Raw genomic sequence first — 25,704 nt, forward strand, 5'->3', positions numbered from 1 at the left:
ATGGATATCAACGCGACACCCGTTTTAGAAGCATACAAGAAAGAGGCTGATAGTTACTCATCGCTATGGGACAGTGATGAGTTAGGCGAGCAAAGTGCTTCACGGTTGAAATACGCAGGCGTACGCAAAAGGTTTCCCCAAGCACCTAGTGATGCCATTGCTATGTGGATTGCCGATATGAACATTCGCCCTCCAGAAGAGGTTATGGCGTTATTGCAGCAACATATAGTGAGTGAATATGGTTACCAAGACTGTGATATAGGGCAGGCTGTCGCCGATTGGCATTCACAGCAAAATGTGCAGTTGCCTTCGCAGATAACGAGTGCTGTGTTACCAGAACATGTTGTTGATGCGGTAAGCACAATAGGCGCAATAGACACCGTATTGCGCACTTTTTGTAGCAAGGGCGATAAGGTTATGCACTTGTCGCCCGGCTATCCGCCTCTTCAAGATATTATTGAATCGAACGAACTACAGCCAATATCGATAGAGTTACCTTTATCAGAAAACAAAGCAGCTAACTCGAGCCATATTGAGACCATTGATACTGCTTTACTTGATACTGATGCAAAAGCTTTTTTGCTATGTCACCCAAATAACCCAACGGGAACTGTGCTTGATAGTGAAAATCAGGCTGAAATTATACGCTTCTGTGAACGCCATAATATTCTTTTAATCGTTGATGAAGTTCACAGTGACTTCGGGTTCTTACCCCATGTGGCGCCATCATGCGTGCCGCTTTTTGGCGCTGCTAGAGGGCTACTATGTTCTCCAATCTTAATTCACATCAATAGCGCATCAAAAACCTTTAACTTGGCTAGCGTACCGGGGGCGTCGTATGCCATTGTTTCAGATGAGGCAAAGCGTGAAGCTTTACAGCGAGCCTTAAATCGAAGGCATCTTTATGCGAGTCATTTAAGTAAATTGGCACTTATTTTTGCTTATAAAGCATCTAGCAAATGGTTAGAACAAGTACTTGCAGCTATTGAGTTTAACCGAAACTTTGTTAATGCTTTTTTTTACCACCACAAACTAAAAGCCACCTATACCATGGGCGCAGCAGGCTACTTTCTATGGTTATCAATTTCGTCAATAACGCCACAGTTTAAAGGCAATGATACAAGTAGTACTGGGTTTACAAGGACGGTAGGTACCTTCAACGACTGCGTAAAAAATGGCGTTATAGGTAGCGATGGCAGTGCTTTCGGCAGCCCTGACTTTATACGTCTTAATCTTGCATGTTCACCTGAAACTATTGAGCGCGCATTGAATCGCATCTGTTTCTGCTAAGTAAATAAATTCTAATTAATCGAACGTATCTTCAAAATTTTTGGCATTTAGTTCTGCTTTGTAGGTCTTATAATGACTTCATACTAAAGTTTTCAGCAACGCTGAGACAAACATTTTTTTGGAGTTAGCAATGGTATATTTAAGACAAGCAAATTCACGCGGTGCCGTTGATTTTGGCTGGTTGCGCAGCAAACACAGTTTTTCGTTTGGTCATTACTACGATCCGAAACACATGGGTTTCTCTGTGTTGCGGGTAATTAATGATGACATTGTTGCACCAGGCAGGGGCTTTGAAACCCATGGGCACCGTGACATGGAGATTATTTCTTATGTGGTAAGCGGCGCTTTGAAGCATAAAGACAGTACGGGCAATGAATACATTGTGCCAGCGGGTGACATTCAAGTGATGAGTGCAGGGAAAGGCATTATGCACTCTGAGTTCAACCCTTCAAAAGACGAGGCCGTCAACTTTCTGCAAATTTGGATAGTACCGAGTGAGAAGGGAGGCGAGCCACAGTACTCTCAGCGTGCGTTTGGAAATAGTACGCAAACAGGCGAAGCTTCTGGTGCTAAAGAGCTTCTTGTGAGTCAAGATGGCAGCAATGAATCGCTTACCATAAAGCAAGATGCATCTATTACCCGCATTCAGCTAAATAAAGATGAACACATTGAACAGGTTACTGAGGGCAGAAAAGGCTATTTACACGTAGTAAGCGGTACTGCGAGCGTAATGCTAACCAGTGAAATTGAAGCCATTTCAGTAAACCCAGGTGATGGTGTTGGAATTTACGAGCACGAGACGGTAAAAGTTGTTGGTAATGAACCGTTTGTAGCATTGTGGTTTGATTTGCCAAGTTAGGCTAAATGTTCATAAATTCAATTATTTATTACAAAATGTGTATCTTCACTTCACGAAATCAATTGACGTGTTATTATAACTTTACCGTGGTATTTATGCTGCGTATTAGGGACTTTTGCTTAAAGCTTAAAAAAACTAATAACGCTGGAATACTACTTGTGGTTTTTATAGATGTCAGTGAGATACTAGAGTGATAAAAATAATCCTAGCAGATGATCATGACTTGGTCAGAACAGGGATACGCCGAATTCTGGAAGATGTGAGTGACTTTACCATTATTGCTGAGGCAAAGAATGGTGAGGACGCTGTACAGTTGTGCCGAAAAAACGCACCAGATGTGGTACTCATGGACGTTAACATGCCAGGCATTGGTGGCTTAGAGGCAACAAAGAAAATTGTGCGTATGTCGGAAAATACGCGGGTTATTTGTGTCTCTATGCATAAGGAAAGCCCAATACCTTTACAGGTAATGGAAGCTGGCGCCTTCGGATTTCTTACGAAAGATGCTGAGCCAGAGGAAGTCATTATGGCTATCCATAAAGTATTTGGCGGCCAAAAGTATATTGATAGTGAAGTCGCTAATAATATTGCGGTAGGTAAGCTGTCACCCAGTAATGACAACCCGTTTGATGACTTATCAAGCCGCGAGTTGAACATAGCACAACGCCTTACAAAAGGGCAAAACGTTAAAGACATCGCCAATGAGCTTAGTATTTCAGCGAAAACGGTAAACACCTATCGCTATAGAATGTTCGACAAGCTAGGAGTAACCTCTGACGTTGAACTAACGCATTTGGCGCTTCGCCATAAGCTTATTGACCCCAATCTACTGTAGTTAAATTCAATTCGACTATGCCAGCCTTTGATTCAGCTGCTTTCCTAAAGAATCTTACTTCACAACCTGGTGTTTACCGAATGTATAACTTACAGGATGAAGTCATATATGTAGGAAAGGCAAAAAATTTAAAGAAGCGTGTTTCTAGTTATTTTCGCACAAACGTAGACAACGCAAAGACACGCTCCTTGGTTAGCCAAATACATCAGATGGATGTCACTGTGGTTAACAGCGAAACAGAAGCGTTTTTGCTAGAAAACAACTTTATAAAGAAGTACAAGCCGCGTTATAACGTAGTGATGCGCGACGACAAGTCGTACCCCTTTATCTTTATATCAGACCACCAGCACCCAAGACTGTCTTTTCACCGAGGCCCGCAAAAGAAAAAGGGCGAATATTTTGGCCCGTATCCTAGTGCATGGTCTGTGCGTGAGAGTTTGCGCTCTATGCAGCGGATATTTCCAGTAAGGCAATGCGAAGATAGCTACTACCGTGCCCGCAGTCGACCTTGTTTACAATATCAAATGCAGCGATGCAGTGCGCCTTGCGTTGATGGTTATGTGTCAGACGAAGAATATAAAGAACAGGTAAATTTTGCCCGATTATTTTTAAAGGGCAAAAATCAGCAAGTAATTGGTAGCCTTGTTGAAAAAATGGAGAAGGCAAGCGAAGCCCTCAACTTCGAAGCCGCCGCCCGCTATCGTGATCAGATTAACGCCTTGCGTAAAGTACAAGAGCGTCAATGGGTTGCCGGTACGCAAGACGAAATGGATGTGTTTGGGTTTGCATTTAAAGGCAATATGGCGTGTATTCAAGTGATGTTTATACGTGATGGCCAGCTATTAGGCAGTAAGGCATTTTTCCCCAAGGTCCCAAACACAGCTGACGAACAAGAAGTTTTCGAGTCTTTCTTCCTGCAGTTTTACTTAGCAGGCAATAAAGTTATACCTAAACAAATTGTGCTGGCTAATGATCTCAGCGATCAGGACGCCATCATAGAACTACTTTCAAGTGAAGCCGGCCACAAAGTTGCCTTTTTTAAAGGTGCACGTGAAGAGAAAAGAAAGTATCTGCAGCTGGCACAGGCAAATGCAGTTAATGCCCTTGATGCACAGTATAGCCAGCAAAAATCAGTTTTTGCGCGCTATTTGAGTCTAGAAGAAGCATTGGAAGTCGATAAGCCACTTCAACGCATGGAATGTTTCGACATTAGTCATACGTCGGGTCAGCAAACGGTGGCATCTTGCGTAGTATTTAATAGAGAAGGGCCACTTAAAAGCGATTATCGCCGTTACAATATTGAGGGAATAACCCCTGGTGACGACTACGCTGCAATGGCGCAAGCATTGAAGCGTAGATACAAAAGCGTTAAAGAAGTACAAAAAATTCCTGACCTGTTAATTATAGATGGCGGTAAAGGGCAGCTTGCTCAGGCTGAAGCATTTTTTGAAGATTGGCCACACGATAAAAAGCCGATGTTGCTTGGCGTAGCAAAAGGGGTAACAAGAAAAGCGGGATTAGAAACACTGATTCTGGCTGGAAACCACGACGTGGTGTCGATGGACAGCCATGCACCTGGTCTTCATCTAGTGCAACACATTCGCGATGAGTCACACCGTTTTGCTATTACTGGGCACAGAAATAGACGCCAGAAAGTGAAAACCACATCAAGCCTTGAAAGTATTCCGGGTATTGGCGCTAAGCGTCGTCAGCAGCTTCTTAAATTCATGGGCGGTCTACAAGGTCTTAAGAAGGCAAGCAAAGATGAAATTGCCAGCGTACCTGGCATTAGCCAAGACTTAGCGGAAACAATTTACGACCATCTTCACAACTAAATATTGGCTGTTACAAGCATTACGTTGTGTTTTAAGGTAATGTGTTACCAGAATAATAGCTGTATAGCAGCGCTAAACGCCCAAAGCGGCAAGATATTGAGACGTATTTTTTATGTGGACTGTTCCAAATTGTATTACTTTATTCAGAGTAATCCTTATTCCCGTTTTTGTAGTTGTTTATTTTCTAGATTGGAAGTGGGCGCACGAGGCGGGTGCTTTTATTTTCTGGCTTGCAGCAATCACAGATTGGTTTGATGGTTATTTAGCAAGAAAGCTTCAACAATCAACTCCCTTTGGTGCATTTTTAGATCCAGTAGCCGACAAGCTTATCGTTGGTGCAGCGCTTTTAATGATTACGCATAGTTATGCAACGCTTTGGATAACGCTTCCTTCAATAGCGCTGCTTGTTCGTGAAATTTATGTGTCTGCTTTACGAGAGTGGATGGGTTCAAACGGTGTAAGAGACGCCGTTCAGGTTTCATTTATCGGTAAAGCAAAAACAACTGCTCAAATGTTGGCCTTAATTGGGTTGTTGTCGGGTTTAGAAACCTTTATGGGCTTTCCAATTTATTGGGTAACGCTTGGATATATTTTACTTTATATCGCTGCGGTGCTGTCAATTTGGTCAATGATTGTTTATTCAAAAGCAGCATGGCCTCATTTAAAAGGCGGGGTATCGTCAACTAATTGATCGCGCATTAATCAATGTGAATAAAAAATTAGCAAACGATCATGAAAAGCCGCATTTATCTCAATTTAAACGTTTTTTCGTATTGACAGTTTTGATTGGGTAGGTAGAATGCACCACACATTTCGAGAGGACATCACCGAAACGAAATGTAAGATTAAGGCATGCGGGAATAGCTCAGTTGGTAGAGCACGACCTTGCCAAGGTCGGGGTCGCGAGTTCGAATCTCGTTTCCCGCTCCAATCTTTAGAGGATGCTTAATCACGCGCCAGTCGCACACTGGCGGAATGGCAGAATGGCTATGCAGCGGATTGCAAATCCGTCTATCTCGGTTCGACTCCGGGTTCCGCCTCCATAAAGCTGCAACGCAGCATCAGGTTCTACACCTGACACCTTTGCTGAAAAGCAACCCGATGCCCGGGTGGTGAAATTGGTAGACACAAGGGATTTAAAATCCCTCGCTGGTAACAGCGTGCCGGTTCAAGTCCGGCCCCGGGCACCATTTACTTTTTCCAGAACACAAAGATGTAGTGTTTTTCCGTATCGAAAATGACTTTCCCTGTTATTTGATAATATCATTACTGGTACTGGTTAACGCGATTACTCAGAAAGTTTACGTCAAACGTTCGCAGCGTTATCTAACGGCTTCAAAGACTCATCAATTTTTTGTTGATCATCACCAGATAATTCTGCTTCATAGGCTTTAGGTTTGCCATATAGATAGCCTTGTAGATAGTCGGCCCTCGCGTTTGTTAACCACTGTGCTTCTTCTTCAACTTCTATGCCCTCGGCTATCACTTCAATGTCGTTCGCCTTCGCGATACGCACTAAGTTAGTGACAATATTTTGTTTGTATTCATCGATATGTACATTTCGTACTAACTCCATATCAATTTTTACGTAATCAGGGCGCAACGTTTGTAATAAGTTTAAGCCTGACCAACCCGAACCAATATCGTCTAATGCTACTTGAAAGCCCGCATTTCTGTAGAAAGCGAGAATACCCTTAAGGTGGTTTATGTCTGTTGCACGGTGCGTTTCAGTAACTTCAAACACAACGTCTTCTGGTTTTATACCAATCTCGTTAATGCTTGATGCTGTAGCGCGTAAACAGTAGGAAGGGTCGTAAATGCTTGAAGGATTAAAATTAATGAACAGTTTGCCGCCTAGTTTTGCCTTAGCGGCACATTCTACCGCCGAGCGCCTAGCTACAAGGTCGAGAGAAAACAATAAATCGGATTTCTCGGCTAGTTTAAACGCCAGCGCTGGAGGCACTATAGACCCGTGGTCGTCGCGCACTCTAAATAGCCCTTCGTGAGCAAAAATTGATTTATCTTCTACACGCACAATTGGTTGAAACCAGCTTTCATAGCGCTCTTCTTCAACACTTTCAACTAACCATTTCGCCTGAAATCGATTAAACAATATTGCTAGTGTTGTCATGCGCCCCATTTCATCTATGGTAGGAGACGTGCTAGTCTCGGTAGTTGTTACCTTGGTGTTTTCTAATTCTTTACTCTCAAGAGCGCCATTTAATGATGTTAAAAAATGTTGTATTTGCGAACTACTTACTGAACAAGATATGCAGTGCGACGATTCCTGCTGCGCGTTGAGTTGCATTGAGCCGCAAAGGCCAGCTACTTTACCAAATGTTTCTACTGTAGGAACAAAGATCCAAAAGTAGGTGGTATCAAAAAAATAATCGTCAACAGATTCGCAATCGGCACAATACATGGCAGGCAACTCCTTATTTAAGGTAATGGTTATACGCTATTACTTGAAACTCGGATTAGCACAGGCTGTTACCCTATAAAGTTAGGGCTAAGCTTCAAACTGTGATACTTTTCGCATTTTAAATGAAGCAAAAGTTTACGCCCTTGAATTCAGTCATGTCTCTTCGCTTGGAAGAGTTAAATAAAGCAGAAAGACCCTTTCATGCAAGGGGAAGTAAAGTAAAGCGTTGTGAAACGTGTCTGCTACCGTTAAGCAACTGTATTTGCAGTTATGTACCAACGCCGAGTACCGATGTTGCTGTACTTTTTTTGATGTACAAAGGCGAATACTATAAGCCAACTAATACAGGCCGCCTTATTGCTGATGTGGTGTCTGAGAACTACGCGTTTTTATGGCAGCGGACACAACCACATCCACAAGTATTATCTCTTTTAAACAACAGCAATTATGAGCCTATTGTCGTATTCCCTCATGAATATGCACAGCCTGAACGCTGCATAAACAACGTTGAAAGAAAGACAAACAAGAAGCCTTTGTTTATTTTTCTGGATGGGACATGGCGAGAAGCTAAAAAAATGTTCGTAAAAAGTCCTTATCTTCAGCGCTTACCTGTACTTGGAGTAAGTCCGGAAGTGTCTTCGGATTACCTGCTGCGTGAATCAACCCATGCTTTTCAACATTGCACAGCCGAAGTGGGGATAAGCGTGTTAGATATGGCTGGCGAGACTGACGGTGCGCAGGCTTTAGCTCAATATTTCAGCATATTTCGACGTGAGTATTTAAAAGGTAAACCGCACTTAAGAGACAAATTAGATTTTGCTGCCTCACAAGTAAAAAATGACTGTTAGTTGAGTTATTTTTCAGCGGTATATGCATTTAAACGCACTTTTATTTGCGAAACACCTGATTTACATCCACTATTTTGATTACGTTAACAATAAAATTGCGAGTGAGTAATGACGTCTCCGTTGATCAAAGTAAGTGATGTAGCACGAATGATGCAGGAACGCCCCGTAACATTACTCCGTGCGGTAATGGATGACCCTATAACAAACACACCAGATGCAAGGAATGCCATGGTACTGCCTGCATCTGTCGATTTTGATTTAGACGGTGAAGGCAGCGACCATGCAACGGGTTATCCTCACAGCATGCCCGATGTTGAAACATTATCACTGTATTTAGGCAAGCAAGGCATAACTGAAAACACTCCAGTTGTTGTTTACGATACAAGGGGAATGTTCAGTGCACCACGTGTATGGTGGATGCTTAAAGCTATCGGACATCAGGAAATTTATATTCTTGATGGCGGGCAAAAGGCGTGGGAGGCTGCTGGGCTTCCCACAGCAGAACAACAACAGTATGGAAAGCTTACTTATCATGGGTATGCTCGAACAGGCTGGTTTGTAAACGCACAAACTGTTTCAAACGTACTTAAAACAGATACCCAGCTTGTAGATGCAAGAAGTCGCCCGCGATTTAATGGTGAAGTAAGTGAGCCGCGCCAAGGTGTGCGTTCCGGGCATATGCCTGGTGCACTCAACCTGCCTTTTATGGAGTTGCTTAATAACGGCCATTTGAAAGAAGTCGATAAACTCTATGATACTTTTAAGCAGCACAGTATCGACTTAACAAAACCTATTATTTGCACCTGCGGGTCTGGTGTTACAGCATGTATCGTAGGTATTGCGGCTGTAATGTGCGGCGCTACTCAGATTTCCGTTTATGATGGTTCATGGTCAGAATGGGGAGCAGACTTGCAATATCCCGTTGTAACCACCCAGTATTAGTTTCGCAGTAGCAGTTACAGAGTAAAAACATCAGCTAAAAAGGTAGGTGGAAGCGCTTGATAGCGTTACACTATTGCGCAAAGAAAGTATGTCAACGAGAAGCGCAAATGAGTGATAATGCTACGTTTATTAACCCGTTTAAAAACCAACTGCGCAACACACTTCCTAAAATAGTTGTTCTTACAGGTGCAGGAATTTCAGCGGAATCTGGCATTAAGACATTTCGTGACAACGATGGCCTGTGGGAAAACCACAGAGTCGAAGAGGTGGCCACTCCAGAGGCGTTCGTTGAAAATCCTGCGTTAGTTTACCGTTTTTACAATGCAAGAAGGGAACAGCTTCAGTCTGCTTCTGTAAAAGCAAATGAGGCCCACAAGGCACTCGCAAAGCTAGAGCAAGCATTTCAAGACAACTTATTACTCGTTACGCAAAATGTTGATAACCTGCACGAGCAGGGCGGGAGTAACAGAGTACTGCATATGCATGGTGAACTGCTTTCTGCACGTTGTTCACGGTCAGAAAAGACCTTTATTTGGTGTGATTCATTTGATGAGAACACACCTTGCCCATGCTGTGGTGGTAAAACGCTGCGCCCTGATATTGTTTGGTTTGGTGAGATGCCGCTTTACATGGATGATATATATGATGCTTTATCTAACGCAGATATTTTTATTGCCATAGGTACGTCTGGAAACGTATATCCGGCTGCTGGATTCGTGCAGGTAGCACAAGACGCTGGCGCATACACGATAGAAGTGAACTTAGCGCCAAGTGCAACCAATGCACTTTTTGATGAATCTATAACAGGGTTAGCTAGTGCTGAAGTGCCAGCGCTTGTAGAGAAAATAATAAACAGCACCGCTGGTTTATAAAGGGTTGATATGCCGTATTTAAATGAATTTCTAACTATCGCAATAGTGCACTTAGTTGCTGTAGCAAGTCCGGGCCCCGACTTTGCAATAGTTGTGCGAAATAGTGTGTCTTATGGGCGAAAAATTGCCATGTATACCAGTGTAGGCATTGGAGCGGCAATACTGTTGCACGTTATCTATTCACTTGTTGGTTTAAGCGTTGTAATTGCTACTACGCCATGGCTATTCCAAACCTTTAGTTACTGCGCTGCCGCGTATCTTCTTTACCTAGCTTTTGGTGCACTTCGAAGCGGGCCTCCTAAGCGTTCTGATGTGGATGTAGATGCTAAAGCTTTACCGGAAATTTCACCTACAAAAGCATTGTGGATGGGGTTTCTTACTAACGGATTAAACCCAAAAGCAACACTGTTTTTTCTTACACTGTTTACCGCCATAATCAGCGTCGATACACCGTTTACTGTTAAACTGGGCTATGGAATCTACCTTGCGCTCGCAACAGGATTATGGTTTTGCTTTCTTTCGTATTTGCTAAGCACCAGTAGAGTTGCGGAGTTGTTGGGTAGAAAGGGGTATTGGCTTGACCGTGCAATGGGCGTTCTTCTTGTTGGCTTGGCGTCTAAATTAATTATTGGTTAGATTGCTAGTTACCGCCATGCAAGCATTCGATGACGTTAATTGTTATAATTGTGCCGATTTAGCGGAAAGTAACATAAAGAGTAGCGAGTGAACGACGTACAAAAAGATAAACTGCAGCAAACACTTAACAGACAATACAATTTTAATGTTAAGCAAATACTGTCTAACGCCGCATCCTTAACGAAACTAAATTACAGTGCATTACTTCAAGGCAGCGTCGTATTGTTTTTAACCTTTGTCGTCATAGGGCTATTGGCACAGCCTTATATTACGGTGAATAATGACGGCACGTATGTGTTTCAGCATCAATCGATTATTGAAATCATCGCGATATGTATTGTATCTCCACTTGTAACGGGTCTCTACATGATGGGGGTAATGAACGCGAGAGCGCAGAAAACATCGGTATTCACTGTTTTCAGCTTTTTTCCGTTGCTTTTCTTACTCGCCCTTACGCAGTTAGTAAACAGTATCCTTGTTCAGTTAGGGCTGGTGTTACTTATCATTCCAGGGCTGTATTTTTATCTTGCATCGTCATTTTCATTAATGCTGGTAGCAGATAGAAAGCTCACACCAATAAGCGCTATTATTCTATCTTGCCGAGTTTTTAATGCTTACTGGACGCAAATTGCAGCAGTTTACGGCGTACTGTTCCTGCTTTTTCTTACCGCGCCGCTTACACTTGGTTTTTCATTGATCTGGGTATTGCCTTTTTATTTCAGTGTTATGGGTTTGCTATATCAAGAACTTATTGGCGAGCAAGAGGGAGGCAAGGAAGCACCAATTAATGATGTCAATGAGTCTCGATTTGATGCATAAAAGAGAAACGTCAAAAATCGTTTTAATCACGCTAGGTGTTTTAGCGGTTATCGTAATTAATGCCATTATTTTTACCGACCAAGAGCTCGATATTTTAGAGGTACCGAAAACAGTTGAGGCCCATAAACCTGTGCCTGACTTTTCGGTTTACACTAATGTAAAAGAAAAGAAGGCAGCGTTTTTCAATTATCTTCGTCCAGAGGTTGAAAAACAAAACGCCTATTTGCTCACTCTCCGCCATTATATTCAAACACTTTACCGAAAAGTCCTGGTAAACGAGTCACTGACCGACGACGATATCGAGCGCTTAACGTGGTTGGAAAACGAGTATAGAGTTAAAGCAAAGCAGCCGCTTCAAAAAAAGTTAGAAGCACTTATGCTGAAAGTCGATATTCTTCCTGTTGAACTTGTATTAGTGCAGGCTGCAAATGAGTCTGCATGGGGCACTAGCCGGTTCGCACGTAAAGGATACAACTTCTTTGGCCTATGGTGTTTTTCTAAAGGTTGTGGGTTTGTACCGAGTAGACGTAGCGATGGTGCATCTCACGAGGTGGCGAAGTTTGAAAATGTTTCACGCGCAACGTATACCTATATGCGAAATATAAACCGACACGATGCTTATGAAGACTTACGGGAAATTCGCGGCAGATTACGCGCTAATCAAATACCTATTACGGGCGTTGCGCTTGCTGAAGGGCTAATGAATTATTCAGAGCGAGGAGCCGCTTATGTGGAAGAGCTTCAAACCATGATTCGATTTAACGAGGAGTTTTTAACCGAATGATACGTGCAGCTTTATTACTAGTGTCATCGCTGACTGGCCTAACCAGCTTAACCGCACATGCTGAAACTATCGACGTAGAGTACAGCCGTTTCTATAGCCATGTTAAAAAGTTAGATAACGAGGATACACAAGCGCTTCAATTTGCATTTGGTTTTGTAAGGGTTGGAGAAGGGCGTCTATGTGGTATAAACAACGCTGAAATAGTGACTGATAAACAAACGTTACCTCTAGAGGTAAGCAATGAAGGGCGTTTTACCGTGCCCACTGAAAAAGCCCTTAAGCTAGCCAATGCACTTGTTCGAATAGATTTGAAAGAAGCGGCGAATGTATGTGATATGTCAGTCCAGCTTGAAACGAAGGCCGAGTATCTAAAGCAATACTATTCACAGGAAGAGCTAACTTTTCTGTATGAACAATACGCAGCGTTCTTTAATGAAATGGGTAGCTTCCTGTCGTTCCTTATGCCGTCTGTTAAAGGCCTAATGATTCAATTCGACGACAAAAACTTAGATTTCATTACGCCACAGGGCGTACAAATAAATAATGGTGTACTTCAGCTAGAGCAGCAGTGGATAAGCGAAGCGAAGGGTTTAACATTACCCCGTGCGCCGCTTCGCATTACGGCTATGGCATCAAGTTGATAACTGATAGCGTATTTGCTCTGCCAATCGTGAAATAGTTTCTTCACCTTTTGCGCAGAGCTCCTGAGCCCTATGAAACTCCATTATTCCAACATCAGTAAGCTGGGGCTCGATAAGGATATCAGGTGGGTCACCGGCCAAACGTGAGCGAGTAACTCGTGCCTGCAATATTTCTAACGAAGAACTCATAACGCTCATGATCCCAGGTGGATTGCGCTTACTGGCTTTTGCTGGCACTTCTTTTACTTCTTCTTCAATTTTTTCAATTACATCAGACGCCACAGAGCCCTCTGTTTTTTCTACACCTTCCACTTCGTTTTCGATAAGTTTTTGATCGTCATCGACTTCATTCTTATCGTCTTTCGAATCGGGGGAAAACCATTGACGTAGTACGTTTTGACTTTTAGTAAAGAAGTCTTCCGTTTTTCGTTGATTTTCTTCATGATCGTTGCGTAGTTTTTCTAAGCGCATGGGCCTAAAATCAGCGTTTAAGTTAACGGCAATAACAAAGTCTGCGCCTAATTGTCGACATAAATTTACAGGTACAGGGTTAACTACTGCACCGTCCACAAGCCATCTATCACCATGTGCTACAGGGCTAAATAACGCCGGAATAGCACAGGATGCCTGAATAGTGTCGCCTATGGGGCCGGAGTTGAAAACAACTTCTCGGCCGGTGTATAGGTCTGTAGCAACAGACGCAAACGGCTTTTGCATTGCTTCATAAGTCTCTACACAAAAATCTGCTGCAAGCTTATCAAACACTTTCTGGCCGCTAGCAATACCACCACGACGCAGGCCTACACCCATGAGTGCAAGTACCTGCCAATCGCTTAGTGAACACGCCCATTCTTTTAACTCTTCAAGCCTACCACTTGCGTAAGCAGCACCTACGTACGCACCAATTGAACAACCGGCTACAACGTCGATGCGTACGCCAAGTTTTTCGAGTGCTTCAATTATACCTATGTGGGTCCAACCGCGCGCTGCGCCTGCGCCTAACGCAAGTCCTATTTTCATCTATTTGGTTTCCATGATGTTGACGACTTCAATGGAGTTATCGGTATCAACCATTTCGGCATTATTGATATCAGTAAAAGACGGTTCATCAAACCCAATGTCGCCATCTTCTACAGGGCCATCCTGAGTAGTAATTGATTTGAAGTCATGAAGATTACTGTCGATTAAGTGCGAGGGCGCTACGTTTTGAAGCGCTCTAAACATTGACTCAATTCTCCCAGGAAAGCGTCGATTCCAATCTTGTAGCATCGCTTTTATATTCTGACGCTGCAAGTTTTCCTGACTTCCACATAAGTTACATGGAATAATTGGAAACTCGACGGCCTGAGAGTACTTCTCGATGTCCTTTTCGCTGCAGTAGGCAAGGGGACGAATTACAATGTGCTCGCCATTGTCACTCACAAGTTTAGGCGGCATTGATTTAAGCTTGCCACCATGGAACATGTTCAAAAAGAAGGTTTCTAGCATGTCGTCTCTGTGATGACCTAGGGCAATTTTAGTTGCGCCTAATTCCTTCGCAGTTCGATATAAAATGCCTCGGCGCAGCCTTGAACACAAAGAGCACGTTGTCTTTCCCTCTGGAATTTTGTCTTTAACTATAGAGTACGTGTCTTCTTCTACAATTTTGTAGTCCACACCAATGCTATCAAGGTATTCTGGCAATATGTGCTCTGGAAAACCTGGCTGTTTTTGGTCAAGGTTTACCGCTACGATGTCAAAATGAATAGGCGCAATTTTCTTAAGGAAAAGTAAAATATCAAGCATGGTGTAGCTGTCTTTACCGCCAGATAAACACACCATTACTTTATCGTTGTTTTCAATCATGCCAAAATCGCCAATGGCTTTACCCACGTTACGGCGAAGTCGCTTCTGAAGTTTGTTGAAATTATACTTTTGCTTGCTTTGTGCTGCGTTTGATACCGCATCGTTAGCACTAGCACTGTTTGTGCCTAAACTCATAATTAACTTGCTTGTTTCGTTCTAAAAACGCCATTATACAATAAAGCGTGTTTTCGAAACCATGTTTGCTGACGTTAATTTATGGACATAGCGTGGTAAAACGCTACTTACTTTTTTATTTTGCTAGTGGTGAAACAAAACCATCTGGCTTTATAGCTAAAACGTCACAATTGAGTTCATCAATAACGTGTTCCGCAGTGTTTCCTATTAATGCCGCAGATATGCCTACGCGCCCCACAGTACCAATTATTACAAGCTCTGCATCAATGTCTTTGGCAACTTGCGGTATCACTTTTTCAGGGAGTCCCTCTTTCACGATACATTTTTCATCGGGAACACCATATTTAAGCGCGTGTGCCTGCATCTCTTTGTTGTGGTGATCCTTAACCGCATTGTGATAGTTCTCAGGGTCGAACTCTGGCACTTCAATTGCAACATTAAGCGGAGTGGTTGGATAGCTATTAACTAAATTCACATTGCCTTTGAGTAACGTGGCGTAATCGTTTGCGATAAGTGTAATTTTATCATTTAAGGCAGCGTGTTCGTTGTCTTCACTACCCACGTTAACTGCAGCGATTATCTCGCCGTTTTCTGGCCAGTCGTGGTCTTTTACTAATAACACAGGGCAGGGGCACTTACGCATTAAATGCCAATCAGTTGGCGTAAACAACACAGACACCAAGTCGTCATGTCGCTTTGTGGCTTTTACAACAAGGTCAACTTTGTCGTTTAGCGTATAGGAAATAATTGATTCGTACGCGCGATTATTCCACTCCACCACGATATCGGCTTCTTGGAACCCTAAAGCATTCAAGTGGTTCTTTAACCACTTAGCTTGTTCATTGGTAACCGCGTCGCGCATTGACTCACGCTCATCGCCGCTTAACATTGTGGTCATGTCGTAAGAAAGGTCGTACACCACTAACATAGCAGTAACCGAAGCGCCTGTCTTTGCGGCTAGTTCAAACGCCCGGCTTAACGCAGGCTGGCTGTCTCGTTCAGTATCAACAATCGCTAAAATATGTCTACACTCAATCATGTGATGTCCCGTTAAAACGAACCATATATGTTTAGTGTAAACGACAAACTCGAAAACGAAAGTTGAACTAGATCAATATTTTGCTAATTCAAAAGTTAGTGGGTAGCGAGCTTGTGCACAAGTTATATAGTGCAGGCCTAGCCGTTGCACACAATACTGGGACCGTTTAAAGCCTCTAGTTTCTCGTTTAAGCGGTCAAAGTTCTTGATAGTAATAAGTCTGCCGTCTACCTTAATAATATCTTCTTTCTGAAAACGACTAAGTAAACGACTAATTGTTTCTATGGTAAGCCCTAAATAATTTCCAATTTCGTTTCGTGTCATCGTTAGATGGAATTCACGATGTGAGAAACCACGCTCTTCGAAACGTTGTGATAGATGAGAGATAAAATACAACAAACGCTCTTCTGCTGTACGCTTATTAAGTAGCATGATCATGTCGTGATCTTGTTTAATTTCAGCACTCATAAAGCTTAATATTTGATGTCTTAGTTTCGGGAATTGCACCGACATTTCATCAAGAGTTTCGTAGGGGAGTTCACATACCATTGCCGTTTCCAGCGCTTGTGTATAGCTTTGGTGTTTATTCTCTCGCAGCGCATCAAAGCCTATGATATCGCCTGGAAAATGGAAGCCGGTGATCTGTTCCTCGCCTTCGTTATTGGTTAGAAAAGACTTAAAAGAACCCGTGCGCACAGCAAATAAAGAGCGAAATGTATCGCCCGTACTAATTAATATATCACCTTTGTGAAGGGGCTTTTTACGCTCGATAATGTCATCTAAAGATTCAATTTCAGTTTTATTCAGTGCCACAGGTAAACACAAATGGCTAAAACTACAGTTCTGACAGTGAATTGAAAACTGGCTTCCTGCGCTCATGACAAGACCTCACAATAGTTATGGTTATTTGCCAATAATACCGCAAGCTTTAAAGGATTGCCCGATAAATCAAAAGCACTGAATATAAAGCCATTAACACCGCAATGACTTGTCGGGTAACAGTATGTTGAGAACCACGTAGCAGAAGCTGGCTACCCGCGCTGGCGGCCAACAATGTTGGTAAGGTACCCAACCCAAAAAACAGCATTAACGCCGCACCTTGCAACGCATTACCTGCGGCTAAAGACCACGTAAGTGTAGAATAAACAAGGCCACAAGGTAGCCAGCCCCAAATAATACCGTAAGGAATGGCATGCATTGGTGATTTAAAAGGAAGAAACTTTTTAGAAACAGGTTGAAGCTTAGAAAACAAACCTTTACCAAACGATTCTAGTGCGGTTAAAACAGTCCACCACTTTCCTAGATAGCACGCTAATAACAACAGCATAATACCGCTTAACAGCGTAAGAACATAATTTGCCAAAGGAATAAATTCAGACGCCATGTGACCAATTGCACCGGTAAGCGCACCTGCAACGGTATAGCTAAATATGCGCCCCAAGTTATAGGCAAGTGTATAGGGAAGTGGGTTAGCATCTTTTGGGGAAACCATTCTTAGCGCGGCTACGATACCGCCACACATTCCAACGCAGTGCACACCGCCGGCAAGACCAATGAGAAACGCAGATAGATAGTTAATACCTTCCATATTTAGCGCTTCGATTCTTTATTTACTGTTTCTTGGTTTGCGCTACCCATGTTTTGTTTTTCTTCTTTACGCTGCAAGGCTTTTCGCTGCTCAGCGAGTTTTTTCTCTTCAGGTGGAAGGTCGTCATCAAACAAAATACTGTAACCTTGACGATCTAAATCTTCAAATTGATTAGATTTTACAGCCCAGAAAAAAATAACAATTGCCAACGCAACGATAATGATAGCAATGGGGATAAGGACGTAAATTATGCTCATTCTATTTGCCTAAAAGCCGCGTTGAATTGGTTACAACAATAATACTGCTTAACGACATACCCACAACGGCCATCCAGGGTGATAAAAGCCCAGTAACTGCAAACGGCAGAACTAATACGTTGTAGCCAACAGCCCAGCCGATGTTTTGTCGAATCTTTTGTTTCACTTTGTGTGCGGTTTCAATAAGCTGAGGCACAGACAAAAGTTGATCGCCCAGCAAAATAACGTCGGCGGCAGTTTTTGCTACATCGGTTGCGTTGCCAACAGCTATAGCAACATCTGCACTGGCAAGTACAGGAGCGTCGTTAATACCGTCACCCATCATCATCACTTTTTTACCCTGACGCTGCATTTCGACTACCGCATTGTATTTTTTGTCAGGCGTAAGCCCGCCAAGTGATTTAGTAATGGGTAACGAATGCGTGAGTGTATTTACATTGTCTTGTGTGTCACCGCTTAACACGACTAGCTCATGAGATTGTGACAGTACGTTAAGTGTTTCTTGCGTATCTTCACGAAGGCTGTCATTCACTACAAAAGCAGCCAACAGTTGACCGTTTACCGTTAAAAACACATTAGCATCGATGTTCACATTTTGCGGCGCTACATCGCAAAATAAAGCCGTACCCATTAAACATTTTGCTTCATTAATCACCCCAGCAATTCCGCCGCCAGGGGTTACTTCAAATTGGCTAACTGTAAATGCTTCAGCTTGATCATCAGGTGCTTGCTTGGCGTTCTTTTCACTACTAGTTTTAGGTGAAGTGGACTTTAAAAAGGCACTTGCTATAGGGTGTTCTGAACGAGATTCTAACGCTTTGGCAAGGGCCAACATAGTTTGTGCATCCACACCTTCAGCAAACCAGGTTTGAGCCAGTGTGAACTTGCCCTTCGTTAATGTACCTGTTTTATCAAGAGCAATAGTCGTTATGCTGGTTACCTGCTCTAACGCGTCTGCACGTTTAAGTAAAATACCTTGTCGATTAAGTTTAGCCATTGCACAGGTCAATGCGGAAGGAGTGGCAAGGCCTAAAGCACAAGGGCATGTAGCCACCAACACAGATATCGTAATCCAAAAAGCCTCTGTACTGCCTTGCAAGGACCAGTATCCATAGGTGCAAGCTGAGATTACGAGTACGGCGACGACAAAATATCGAGAAAAGTTATCGGCAAGCTGTGCCGCTTTAGGTTTACTGGCCATTGCGCTCGATTGAAGGCGAACTATTTCATTAACCAGCGCATGCTTTAGTGTTTTGGTTACTGATATTGTTAAACTACCGTCTTGGCAAACAGTACCGCCGTATACAACGCTGTTTTGTGACTTCGATACAGGATTAAACTCGCCCGTTAGCATAGACTCGTCAACCGATGCGCGACCTTCTAAAACCTGACCGTCAATGGGGATGGTCTCGCCCGGCTTTACTAACACTACATCGCCAACAACTAAGCGCTTTGCTAGCACATCGGTAATTGTACCATCGGTAAGCAGTTTACTTGCTGATACCGGCACATGCTGCATCATATTTGCTGATATTTGTGCGGCTCTATGTCTACTTCTGTGTTCTAAAAAGCGACTAAGAAGCAACAGGAATATAAACATGCAAATAGTTTCAAAATACACGTCACCGCGCTCTAAAAGGGTAGAGCGTATGCCTGCCAAATAGGTACCGAATACCGCTATGGTTACCGGCACATCCATATTCACCGTTCTAGCGCTTATCGCTTTTACAGCACCTAAATAAAAGGTGCTTCCAGAATACAATACTACAGGCGTGGTGAGTGTTAACGCTACCCAATGGAAATATTGCTTAGTTTCTAGCTCGATGGCACCAAACCAGTCAAAGTACAGACCAGTCATTAACATCATCACCTGCATGGTCATGATGCCAGCCAAACCTAATTTTTTTAAAAAGGTTTTCTGCTCTCGTTTATAGCTAGCCTCATGCTCATCAGGTTGAAACGGGCTTCCTTCGTAGCCAATGCGTTTTAAGGTTGAAAGAATTTGACTGAGCTTTATTTCAAGCTCAGACCACGTAATTAACGCTCGACGTTCTTGAACATTTACCGCAACCTGTTTGATGCCACCAACCTTAGACAGCTGCTTCTCAATAAGCCAACCACATGCTGCACAAGTAATTCCTTCAAGCGTCAGCTGAATTTGCTTGTGTTTGCCCTCATCAAAAACGAACTCTTCTTGTAGAGCAGGGTCGTCGAACAACGCTAGCTTATCGAGTTTGGTTAAAATGCCATCATCTGACTTTTTGGCCGGCTCTGTTCTGAATTGGTAATAGTCTTCAAGCCCGTTGTTTACGATAGCCTCAGACACGGCTAGGCAACCGGGACAGCACATGTCTCTTTGTTGGCCTAGTACAACGGTTTGAAACTGACCTATGTCACTGTTAGCAACAGGCAGGCCGCAGTGGTAGCAATCTTTATGTGACATTATGGGTTGAACTTTATAGCACCAGGTTGTGGTAACACCAACGTGTTTTGAATTTTCCAGTTTTCGTCAAAAGGCGTTAGAGAAACGCGCCACTTTCCATCTAGGTTTTGCTCAACAAACCCACGATAAATTCCGTTGGCATCGCGTGAAAGCAATACGCTTACATCGCGTTCTTCCAATGTAACATGATAGAAATTAAGCTTTACCGCATTGCCTTCTTTTGGAATACCAGAATGAAACTCAAGCGCAATACTGCCATCGTTGATTGTTAAGTCTGTTGTTATATTAAGGCGCTTAGCCACAGCTTCCTTGTCTAGACTCGCGTTGATTGCTTTACCTTCTTTGTAATAGTCGTCTATCACAAGGCTGTCTTCAGTAGAGATGGCCAAATTTAAAAGCACGCCGCCCATAATAAGGGTGGCTACTGGAACGGCAATTAAAAACCAGGGCCAGAATTCTTTATACCAAGGTCTGTTCATGTATATGAAATCTCGTAGTTACTGCATTAACGTTTTTATGGCAAATCTTGATTCACAAGATTTAGCATAAATACACTAGAGTAGGGTTAACACACGATACTTACTGGCTTGTATTTTCTCATAAAAAAAGCCCCGTGGTAACGGGGCTTTCGCGTCATTTTAATGATTTAGATCATTAATCATTTGAAAGGCTGTATACATAAGCTGCTACAACGTGAATCTTGTCATCACCTAAGGTCTTCTTAAATGATGGCATTACGCCGTTTCTGCCGTATGTTAGCGTTTCTGTAACCGCTCTGTGGCTGCCGCCGTATAGCCAGATGTTATCTGTTAGGTTAGGCGCACCAAGCATTTGGTTACCTTTACCGTCCATACCGTGACATGCTGCACAAGCTGCAAAACGCGCTTTACCCGCTTTTGCAAGCTGAGGGTCTACATCGCGACCGCTTAGGCTTAGTACGTAGTTTACTACTTCGTCGATGCCGTCTTCACCCATCGCATCTAACCACGCAGGCATGGCTGCTTTACGACCAAGTTGAAGGGTTTCAACAATTTTCGCGCCTGAGCCACCGTACAACCAATCGTCGTCGGTAAGGTTAGGGAAGCCGCCGTTTTGACCACGTGCATCAGAGCCGTGACACTGAGAGCAATTTTGTAGGAATAAACGCTGTCCTACTTTATTTGCTTCCGGGTCTTTTGCCAGTTCTTCTACAGGTACTGCCGCATAAGCTTCGAAAATTGGGTCAAATTTTTCTGCCGCAAAGTCTAGCTCGCGGTCATACTCAACCAATTTACCTTGCTCTTTCGCTTCAATACGCGCTTGAAGAGACTCTTCTAACGACTGAATATTCTGGTTTGAACTTCTCCAACCTAATAAACCTTCGTAAGCACCTAAACCAGGATACAGAGCTAGGTATAAGAAGCCCCAAACGATGGTAATGTAGAACATGATTGTCCACCAACGGGGAAGCTGGTTATTCAGTTCCTCGATACCATCAAACTCGTGTCCCATTGACTCGCCTTCAGCTACACCTGTCTTATTAGAAAGGCACCAGCGTAGAAGGAAGTAGCAACCAATGATTAACCCTAGAGTTATCACTGAAATCCAAATTGTCCAAAACATACTCATGAGTTTAAGACTCCTGCTAATCTTCTTTTGATTTTTCTTTTTCTTCGTCTGCAAACACTAGGTTTGCAGCTTCATCGAATTTTTTCTTGTTACGGCTGCTAAACGCCCACCACACAATACCGATGAAGCTAACAAAGACGATGACAGTAAAAATGCTGCCTACTATTCCTTGGTCCATATTATTTCAAATGTGTGCCAAGAGATTGAAGGTAAGCAATAAGGGCTTGCATTTCTGTTTTACCCTGTACTGCGGCTTTCGCGCCCGCGATATCTTCGTCGGTGTACGGAACGCCGAATCCACGGAATACTTCCATTTTTTCGCCTGTTAACTCGCCGTTAAGCGTGTTTTCCGCAAGCCAAGGGAAACCTGGCATGTTCGACTCAGGTACTACGTTACGAGGATTTAGCAGGTGAACACGGTGCCACTCGTCACTGTAACGACCACCAACACGTGCTAGGTCAGGACCAGTACGCTTAGAACCCCATAGGAAAGGGTGCTCCCATACTGATTCGCCAGCAACGCTGTAGTGACCATAACGCTCAGTTTCTGCGCGGAATGGACGGATCATTTGGCTGTGACAACCAACGCAACCTTCACGGATGTAGATGTCACGACCTTCCAGCTCAAGTGCAGTGTATGGACGTAGGCCAGTTACAGGTTCCATCGTTTGCTGTTGAAACATCAACGGCGTAATTTGAACCATGGCGCCGAAGCTTATCGCTACTAGGATAAGAACGGTAAGTAGGCCGACATTTTTTTCAATTAACTCGTGTGCATTTTTCATTATTCTGCTCCTTAACTACGCTGGCTGAGTCGCTGGCTCTGCAGCGATACTACCTTTAGGGGCACGAACGGTCTTCCATGTGTTGTATGCCATTACAAGCATACCAGCCACAACGAAACAACCACCAATGAAACGAACTACGTAGAACGGTTTAGACGCTTCCAGTGACTCTACAAAGCTGTAAGTAAGCGTACCGTCAGCGTTAACTGCGCGCCACATTAGACCTTGAAGTACACCAGACATCCACATTGCAACGATGTAAAGCACAACGCCAATGGTTGCAAACCAGAAGTGCACGTTAACCAATCTAGTGCTGTACATAGCCGGCTGACCGAACAGAATTGGGATTAGGTGGTAAATCGACCCGATTGATACCATTGCAACCCAACCTAGTGCACCAGAGTGAACGTGACCGATGGTCCAGTCTGTGTAGTGAGATAGTGCGTTAACGGTTTTAATTGCCATCATTGGACCTTCAAAGGTAGACATACCATAGAAAGACAATGAAACAATAAGGAAGCGCAATACAGGGTCTGTACGAAGCTTATGCCACGCACCTGATAGCGTCATAATACCGTTAATCATACCGCCCCAAGATGGAACGAATAAGATAATAGACATCACCATACCAAGTGACTGAGTCCAGTCAGGTAGGGCAGTGTAGTGAAGGTGGTGAGGACCAGCCCAAATATACAGAGAGATAAGTGCCCAGAAGTGAACAATAGACAGTCTGTAAGAGTAAACTGGGCGACCAGCTTGCTTAGGTACAAAGTAGTACATCATGCCTAAGAAGCCTGCAGTTAAGAAGAAACCTACCGCATTGTGGCCATACCACCACTGCATCATGGCGTCTACGGCGCCTGCATACAATGAATACGACTTAGTGAAAGATACCGGAATAGCCATGCTGTTACCAATGTGCAGAACTGCAACGGTAAGCATAAACGCGCCCAAGAACCAGTTCGCAACATAGATGTGCGAAACCTTACGGATAACGAGGGTTCCGAAGAAATTGATGATATAAGCGATCCAGACCAGTGCCAAAAGAATATCAATTGGCCACTCTAATTCAGCGTATTCTTTAGAGCTTGTTAAACCCATTGGAAGGGTGATTACAGCTAAAACAATAACGGCCTGCCAGCCCCAGAAGGTAAACGCGGCAAGTTTGTCACTGAACAGTCTTACCTGGCAGGTACGCTGAACGATGTAGTACGACGTTGCAAATAGCGCACAGCCGCCGAAGGCAAAAATTACGGCATTAGTGTGCAACGGACGCAAACGTGAAAATGTTAGCCATGGTGTGTCAAAGTTAAGCATAGGTGCAAATAATTGCGCAGCAATAAATACCCCTAGGCCCATACCAATGATACCCCAGACTATGGTCATGATGGTAAATTGCCTAACCACTTTATAATTGTAGTTAGGTTGTGCTTGGCTTATTTCACTCATTTTAATGAATCTTCCACTTCAAATGAACTATGGTATCCAACTGCCAAAATAGTGCGGTCGAGACGTGTATCAGCAAGAGATTACGCTTCACACCGAGCCCGGAAAGAGTAATAATTATTGTCTCCAAGCCAGTTGGTACGCGGATGATAAAGTTTTTAGTTACAAAAAGATACCATAAACTACTTAAGCTTGATCTCCGTCAATGAAGAAATACATAAAATTTAAGAAATGCTAATTAACCATAACAGTAAACGATCAAAATTTTTACATTCTCAGCTTCCACTGTTAGCAATTGTGGTTGTAACAGTGTGCGTTTTTCTTGCACATAAATTTCAGCAAACTGCGTTTGACGAGACAAATGTAAGTAATGGAATAGGTAATAGCTGCACGTTTGTCAATGAAACTTGCGAATTCTTAATCGGTAATGACATAGCCATTGCTCACTTTTCTGACAAGCCCGTTGCTGAAGAGTCGGTCACTGTCACATTTTCAATTCCGCCAAATCATGTAGTGGAAAGTGCCTGGATAGAGGGTGTTAATATGTATATGGGAAAAATTCCAGTGCTACTCGAGCAGGGGCCGCAGGGTAAATGGTCAGGTTGGTTTATGCTAGGAAGTTGCAGTGAACCTGTTATGCGCTGGCAGCTACGGCTAAACATTGCTTCAGAGGAATCACCTGCTTATCTTTATTTCGTTACCCAACAATAAAGCATTGATAGCGTTAGGCACACAAATTACACATAAAAAAAGACCAGCTAAAGCGCTGGTCCTTTTCTCAACATCATTACTATTACATTTGCGATTGAAGGTAATTTTGTAACCCTAAACGCTTGATAAGACCCAATTGTTGCTCAAGCCAGTGAGCGTGGTCCATCTCTGTATCGTCTAACAAGACAATTAGCATATCGCGAGTAACATAGTCTTTTTCTGTTTCGCACAGCGCAATAACTTCACGAAGTTTTGCATCAACCTCATACTCAACGCGTAAATCGCTTTCAAGCATTTCAGGCACGTCTTTGCCTACTTTAAAGCCAGTGCGCTTTGTCATATCAGGCGTACCCTCTAAGAACAGCATACGCTCAATAAGCTTGGTGGCATGACCGCGCTCGTCATCAAATTCATGGTCAATACGCTCATAGAGTTTGTTGAGACCCCAATCGAGGTACATTTGTGAATGGATAAAATACTGATCCATTGCTGCTAGTTCATATGAAAGTAGCTCGTTCAACCCATTAATGATAGCTTGATTGCCTTTCATTAGTCGTCTCCCATAACTTGTGCTTGCAGGTAGTTCTCAATACCCATCGCGTCAATTTGATATTCTTGCGTTTCTATCCAGTCTAAGTGCTCTTCTTCGTACTCAAGAATATTCTCAAGTAAATCTCTCGACACGTAGTCTTGTTTTTCTTCACACAATGCAATGGCTTCGCGAAGAAGTGGTAGCTGCTCTTTTTCAAATCGAGCATCGCAAGCGAGCATCTCTACCGTGTCTTCACCGATGTAAAGCTTGCCTAGTGCTTGTAGGTTAGGTAACCCTTCTAGAAATAAAATGCGCTCAATCAAATCATCAGCTTGCTTCATGTCTTTAATTGACTTCTTGTAGTTTTTCTCGTTTAACTCAGAGAAGCCCCAATTTTTAAACATACGAGCATGCAGAAAGTATTGATTTATCGAAGTAAGTTCACATGTTAGTACTTCGTTTAACTTTGCAATTACTTGTTTGTCACCTTGCATAGTGAAAACCCTTTTCTAGTATTTCAGCGAAGTGTAGCC

At 43.1% G+C, this 25,704-nt stretch carries 28 protein-coding genes and 3 tRNA genes; 16 read left to right on the top strand and 15 right to left on the bottom strand.

What is annotated here, in order from left to right; all coding sequences use genetic code 11:
- The 8 genes from ACGHAV_RS01505 to ACGHAV_RS01540 all read left to right on the top strand — a co-directional run bounded on the left by ACGHAV_RS01505 (position 1) and on the right by ACGHAV_RS01540 (position 6,009).
- The gene (locus ACGHAV_RS01505; protein ID WP_390375471.1) at positions 1-1,290 is read left to right on the top strand and encodes an aminotransferase class I/II-fold pyridoxal phosphate-dependent enzyme; all 1,290 of its coding nucleotides are present in this window, start codon (positions 1-3) and stop codon (positions 1,288-1,290) included.
- Positions 1,291-1,420: 130 nt separating this feature from the next.
- On the top strand, positions 1,421-2,149 hold the full coding sequence (locus ACGHAV_RS01510; protein ID WP_390375473.1) for a pirin family protein: 729 nt from the start codon (positions 1,421-1,423) through the stop codon (positions 2,147-2,149).
- A 190-nt stretch (positions 2,150-2,339) separates the two neighbouring features.
- Positions 2,340-2,984 (top strand): UvrY/SirA/GacA family response regulator transcription factor, encoded by a 645-nt coding sequence (gene uvrY, locus ACGHAV_RS01515; protein WP_390375476.1) that lies wholly within the window; start codon positions 2,340-2,342, stop codon positions 2,982-2,984.
- Positions 2,985-3,001: 17 nt separating this feature from the next.
- Positions 3,002-4,819, top strand: a complete 1,818-nt coding sequence (uvrC, locus tag ACGHAV_RS01520; protein ID WP_390375479.1) for an excinuclease ABC subunit UvrC — start codon at positions 3,002-3,004, stop codon at positions 4,817-4,819.
- 112 nt (positions 4,820-4,931) lie between these two features.
- Positions 4,932-5,510, top strand: a complete 579-nt coding sequence (pgsA, locus tag ACGHAV_RS01525) for a CDP-diacylglycerol--glycerol-3-phosphate 3-phosphatidyltransferase (protein WP_390375482.1) — start codon at positions 4,932-4,934, stop codon at positions 5,508-5,510.
- 163 nt (positions 5,511-5,673) lie between these two features.
- Positions 5,674-5,749 (top strand) — tRNA-Gly (locus ACGHAV_RS01530).
- Between the two features lie 39 nt (positions 5,750-5,788).
- Positions 5,789-5,862: transfer RNA gene (locus ACGHAV_RS01535), tRNA-Cys, on the top strand.
- 60 nt (positions 5,863-5,922) lie between these two features.
- Positions 5,923-6,009 (top strand) — tRNA-Leu (locus ACGHAV_RS01540).
- Positions 6,010-6,125: 116 nt separating this feature from the next.
- Here the strand turns inward: ACGHAV_RS01540 and ACGHAV_RS01545 are convergent.
- Entirely contained in the window at positions 6,126-7,241 is a 1,116-nt protein-coding gene (locus ACGHAV_RS01545; RefSeq protein ID WP_390375485.1) for an EAL domain-containing protein, read from the bottom strand.
- A gap of 155 nt (positions 7,242-7,396) precedes the next feature.
- On the opposite strand from ACGHAV_RS01545, the gene ACGHAV_RS01550 reads away from it, so the two are divergent.
- The 7 genes from ACGHAV_RS01550 to ACGHAV_RS01580 all read left to right on the top strand — a co-directional run bounded on the left by ACGHAV_RS01550 (position 7,397) and on the right by ACGHAV_RS01580 (position 12,783).
- The gene (locus tag ACGHAV_RS01550; protein WP_390376028.1) at positions 7,397-8,089 is read left to right on the top strand and encodes a tRNA-uridine aminocarboxypropyltransferase; all 693 of its coding nucleotides are present in this window, start codon (positions 7,397-7,399) and stop codon (positions 8,087-8,089) included.
- 108 nt (positions 8,090-8,197) lie between these two features.
- A complete protein-coding gene (locus tag ACGHAV_RS01555; protein ID WP_390375488.1) occupies positions 8,198-9,031 on the top strand; it encodes a sulfurtransferase in 834 nt (277 codons plus the stop codon).
- Between the two features lie 107 nt (positions 9,032-9,138).
- Positions 9,139-9,903 carry a Sir2 family NAD+-dependent deacetylase gene (gene cobB / locus ACGHAV_RS01560; protein WP_390375490.1) on the top strand — a complete coding sequence of 255 codons (765 nt, stop codon included), beginning with the start codon at positions 9,139-9,141 and terminating at the stop codon, positions 9,901-9,903.
- 9 nt (positions 9,904-9,912) lie between these two features.
- On the top strand, positions 9,913-10,539 hold the full coding sequence (locus tag ACGHAV_RS01565; protein WP_390375493.1) for a LysE family translocator: 627 nt from the start codon (positions 9,913-9,915) through the stop codon (positions 10,537-10,539).
- Between the two features lie 87 nt (positions 10,540-10,626).
- Positions 10,627-11,358 carry a stress protein gene (locus tag ACGHAV_RS01570; RefSeq protein ID WP_390375496.1) on the top strand — a complete coding sequence of 244 codons (732 nt, stop codon included), beginning with the start codon at positions 10,627-10,629 and terminating at the stop codon, positions 11,356-11,358.
- Positions 11,351-12,142, top strand: coding sequence for a glucosaminidase domain-containing protein (locus tag ACGHAV_RS01575; protein WP_390376031.1), 792 nt, complete (start codon positions 11,351-11,353; stop codon positions 12,140-12,142). The genes ACGHAV_RS01570 and ACGHAV_RS01575 overlap by 8 nt, the downstream gene beginning before the upstream one ends.
- Complete coding sequence (locus ACGHAV_RS01580) at positions 12,139-12,783, top strand: DUF2987 domain-containing protein (protein WP_390375499.1); 645 nt, start codon at positions 12,139-12,141, stop codon at positions 12,781-12,783. Before ACGHAV_RS01575 ends, ACGHAV_RS01580 begins: the two co-directional genes overlap by 4 nt.
- Here the strand turns inward: ACGHAV_RS01580 and ACGHAV_RS01585 are convergent.
- The 12 genes from ACGHAV_RS01585 to ccoN form a co-directional block, all read right to left on the bottom strand.
- Positions 12,775-13,803 carry a patatin-like phospholipase family protein gene (locus tag ACGHAV_RS01585; RefSeq protein ID WP_390375502.1) on the bottom strand — a complete coding sequence of 343 codons (1,029 nt, stop codon included), beginning with the start codon at positions 13,801-13,803 and terminating at the stop codon, positions 12,775-12,777. The two genes, ACGHAV_RS01580 and ACGHAV_RS01585, sit on opposite strands and share 9 nt — an antisense overlap.
- Complete coding sequence (gene ttcA, locus ACGHAV_RS01590) at positions 13,804-14,763, bottom strand: tRNA 2-thiocytidine(32) synthetase TtcA (protein ID WP_390375505.1); 960 nt, start codon at positions 14,761-14,763, stop codon at positions 13,804-13,806. It abuts the gene before it with no gap.
- Positions 14,764-14,878: 115 nt separating this feature from the next.
- Positions 14,879-15,802: a universal stress protein UspE gene (gene uspE / locus ACGHAV_RS01595; RefSeq protein ID WP_390375508.1), complete on the bottom strand. Its 924-nt coding sequence runs from the start codon at positions 15,800-15,802 to the stop codon at positions 14,879-14,881.
- A 137-nt stretch (positions 15,803-15,939) separates the two neighbouring features.
- Positions 15,940-16,680 (bottom strand): fumarate/nitrate reduction transcriptional regulator Fnr, encoded by a 741-nt coding sequence (gene fnr / locus ACGHAV_RS01600; protein ID WP_390375511.1) that lies wholly within the window; start codon positions 16,678-16,680, stop codon positions 15,940-15,942.
- A gap of 49 nt (positions 16,681-16,729) precedes the next feature.
- A complete protein-coding gene (locus ACGHAV_RS01605) occupies positions 16,730-17,389 on the bottom strand; it encodes a sulfite exporter TauE/SafE family protein (RefSeq protein ID WP_390375514.1) in 660 nt (219 codons plus the stop codon).
- A gap of 2 nt (positions 17,390-17,391) precedes the next feature.
- Positions 17,392-17,646, bottom strand: coding sequence for a cbb3-type cytochrome oxidase assembly protein CcoS (ccoS, locus tag ACGHAV_RS01610; RefSeq protein WP_390375517.1), 255 nt, complete (start codon positions 17,644-17,646; stop codon positions 17,392-17,394).
- 1 nt (position 17,647) lies between these two features.
- A complete protein-coding gene (locus ACGHAV_RS01615) occupies positions 17,648-20,089 on the bottom strand; it encodes a heavy metal translocating P-type ATPase (RefSeq protein WP_390375520.1) in 2,442 nt (813 codons plus the stop codon).
- On the bottom strand, positions 20,089-20,568 hold the full coding sequence (locus tag ACGHAV_RS01620) for a FixH family protein (RefSeq protein ID WP_390375523.1): 480 nt from the start codon (positions 20,566-20,568) through the stop codon (positions 20,089-20,091). The genes ACGHAV_RS01615 and ACGHAV_RS01620 overlap by 1 nt, the downstream gene beginning before the upstream one ends.
- Positions 20,569-20,743: 175 nt before the next feature.
- On the bottom strand, positions 20,744-21,697 hold the full coding sequence (ccoP, locus tag ACGHAV_RS01625) for a cytochrome-c oxidase, cbb3-type subunit III (protein WP_334015847.1): 954 nt from the start codon (positions 21,695-21,697) through the stop codon (positions 20,744-20,746).
- 16 nt (positions 21,698-21,713) lie between these two features.
- The gene (locus ACGHAV_RS01630; RefSeq protein WP_334015846.1) at positions 21,714-21,875 is read right to left on the bottom strand and encodes a cbb3-type cytochrome c oxidase subunit 3; all 162 of its coding nucleotides are present in this window, start codon (positions 21,873-21,875) and stop codon (positions 21,714-21,716) included.
- A gap of 1 nt (position 21,876) precedes the next feature.
- On the bottom strand, positions 21,877-22,482 hold the full coding sequence (gene ccoO / locus ACGHAV_RS01635) for a cytochrome-c oxidase, cbb3-type subunit II (RefSeq protein ID WP_334015845.1): 606 nt from the start codon (positions 22,480-22,482) through the stop codon (positions 21,877-21,879).
- 15 nt (positions 22,483-22,497) lie between these two features.
- Positions 22,498-23,931 (bottom strand): cytochrome-c oxidase, cbb3-type subunit I, encoded by a 1,434-nt coding sequence (gene ccoN, locus ACGHAV_RS01640; protein ID WP_334015844.1) that lies wholly within the window; start codon positions 23,929-23,931, stop codon positions 22,498-22,500.
- A gap of 306 nt (positions 23,932-24,237) precedes the next feature.
- On the opposite strand from ccoN, the gene ACGHAV_RS01645 reads away from it, so the two are divergent.
- Positions 24,238-24,639: a hypothetical protein gene (locus ACGHAV_RS01645; RefSeq protein ID WP_390375529.1), complete on the top strand. Its 402-nt coding sequence runs from the start codon at positions 24,238-24,240 to the stop codon at positions 24,637-24,639.
- 82 nt (positions 24,640-24,721) lie between these two features.
- On the opposite strand, the gene bfr (ACGHAV_RS01650) is transcribed toward ACGHAV_RS01645, so the two are convergent.
- Complete coding sequence (bfr, locus tag ACGHAV_RS01650) at positions 24,722-25,189, bottom strand: bacterioferritin (protein WP_014979359.1); 468 nt, start codon at positions 25,187-25,189, stop codon at positions 24,722-24,724.
- On the bottom strand, positions 25,189-25,665 hold the full coding sequence (gene bfr / locus ACGHAV_RS01655) for a bacterioferritin (protein WP_390375532.1): 477 nt from the start codon (positions 25,663-25,665) through the stop codon (positions 25,189-25,191). The genes bfr (ACGHAV_RS01650) and bfr (ACGHAV_RS01655) overlap by 1 nt, the downstream gene beginning before the upstream one ends.
- Positions 25,666-25,704 lie beyond the last annotated feature (39 nt).

Source organism: Alteromonas sp. MTD1 (assembly GCF_042848195.1).
Lineage (GTDB): Bacteria > Pseudomonadota > Gammaproteobacteria > Enterobacterales > Alteromonadaceae > Alteromonas.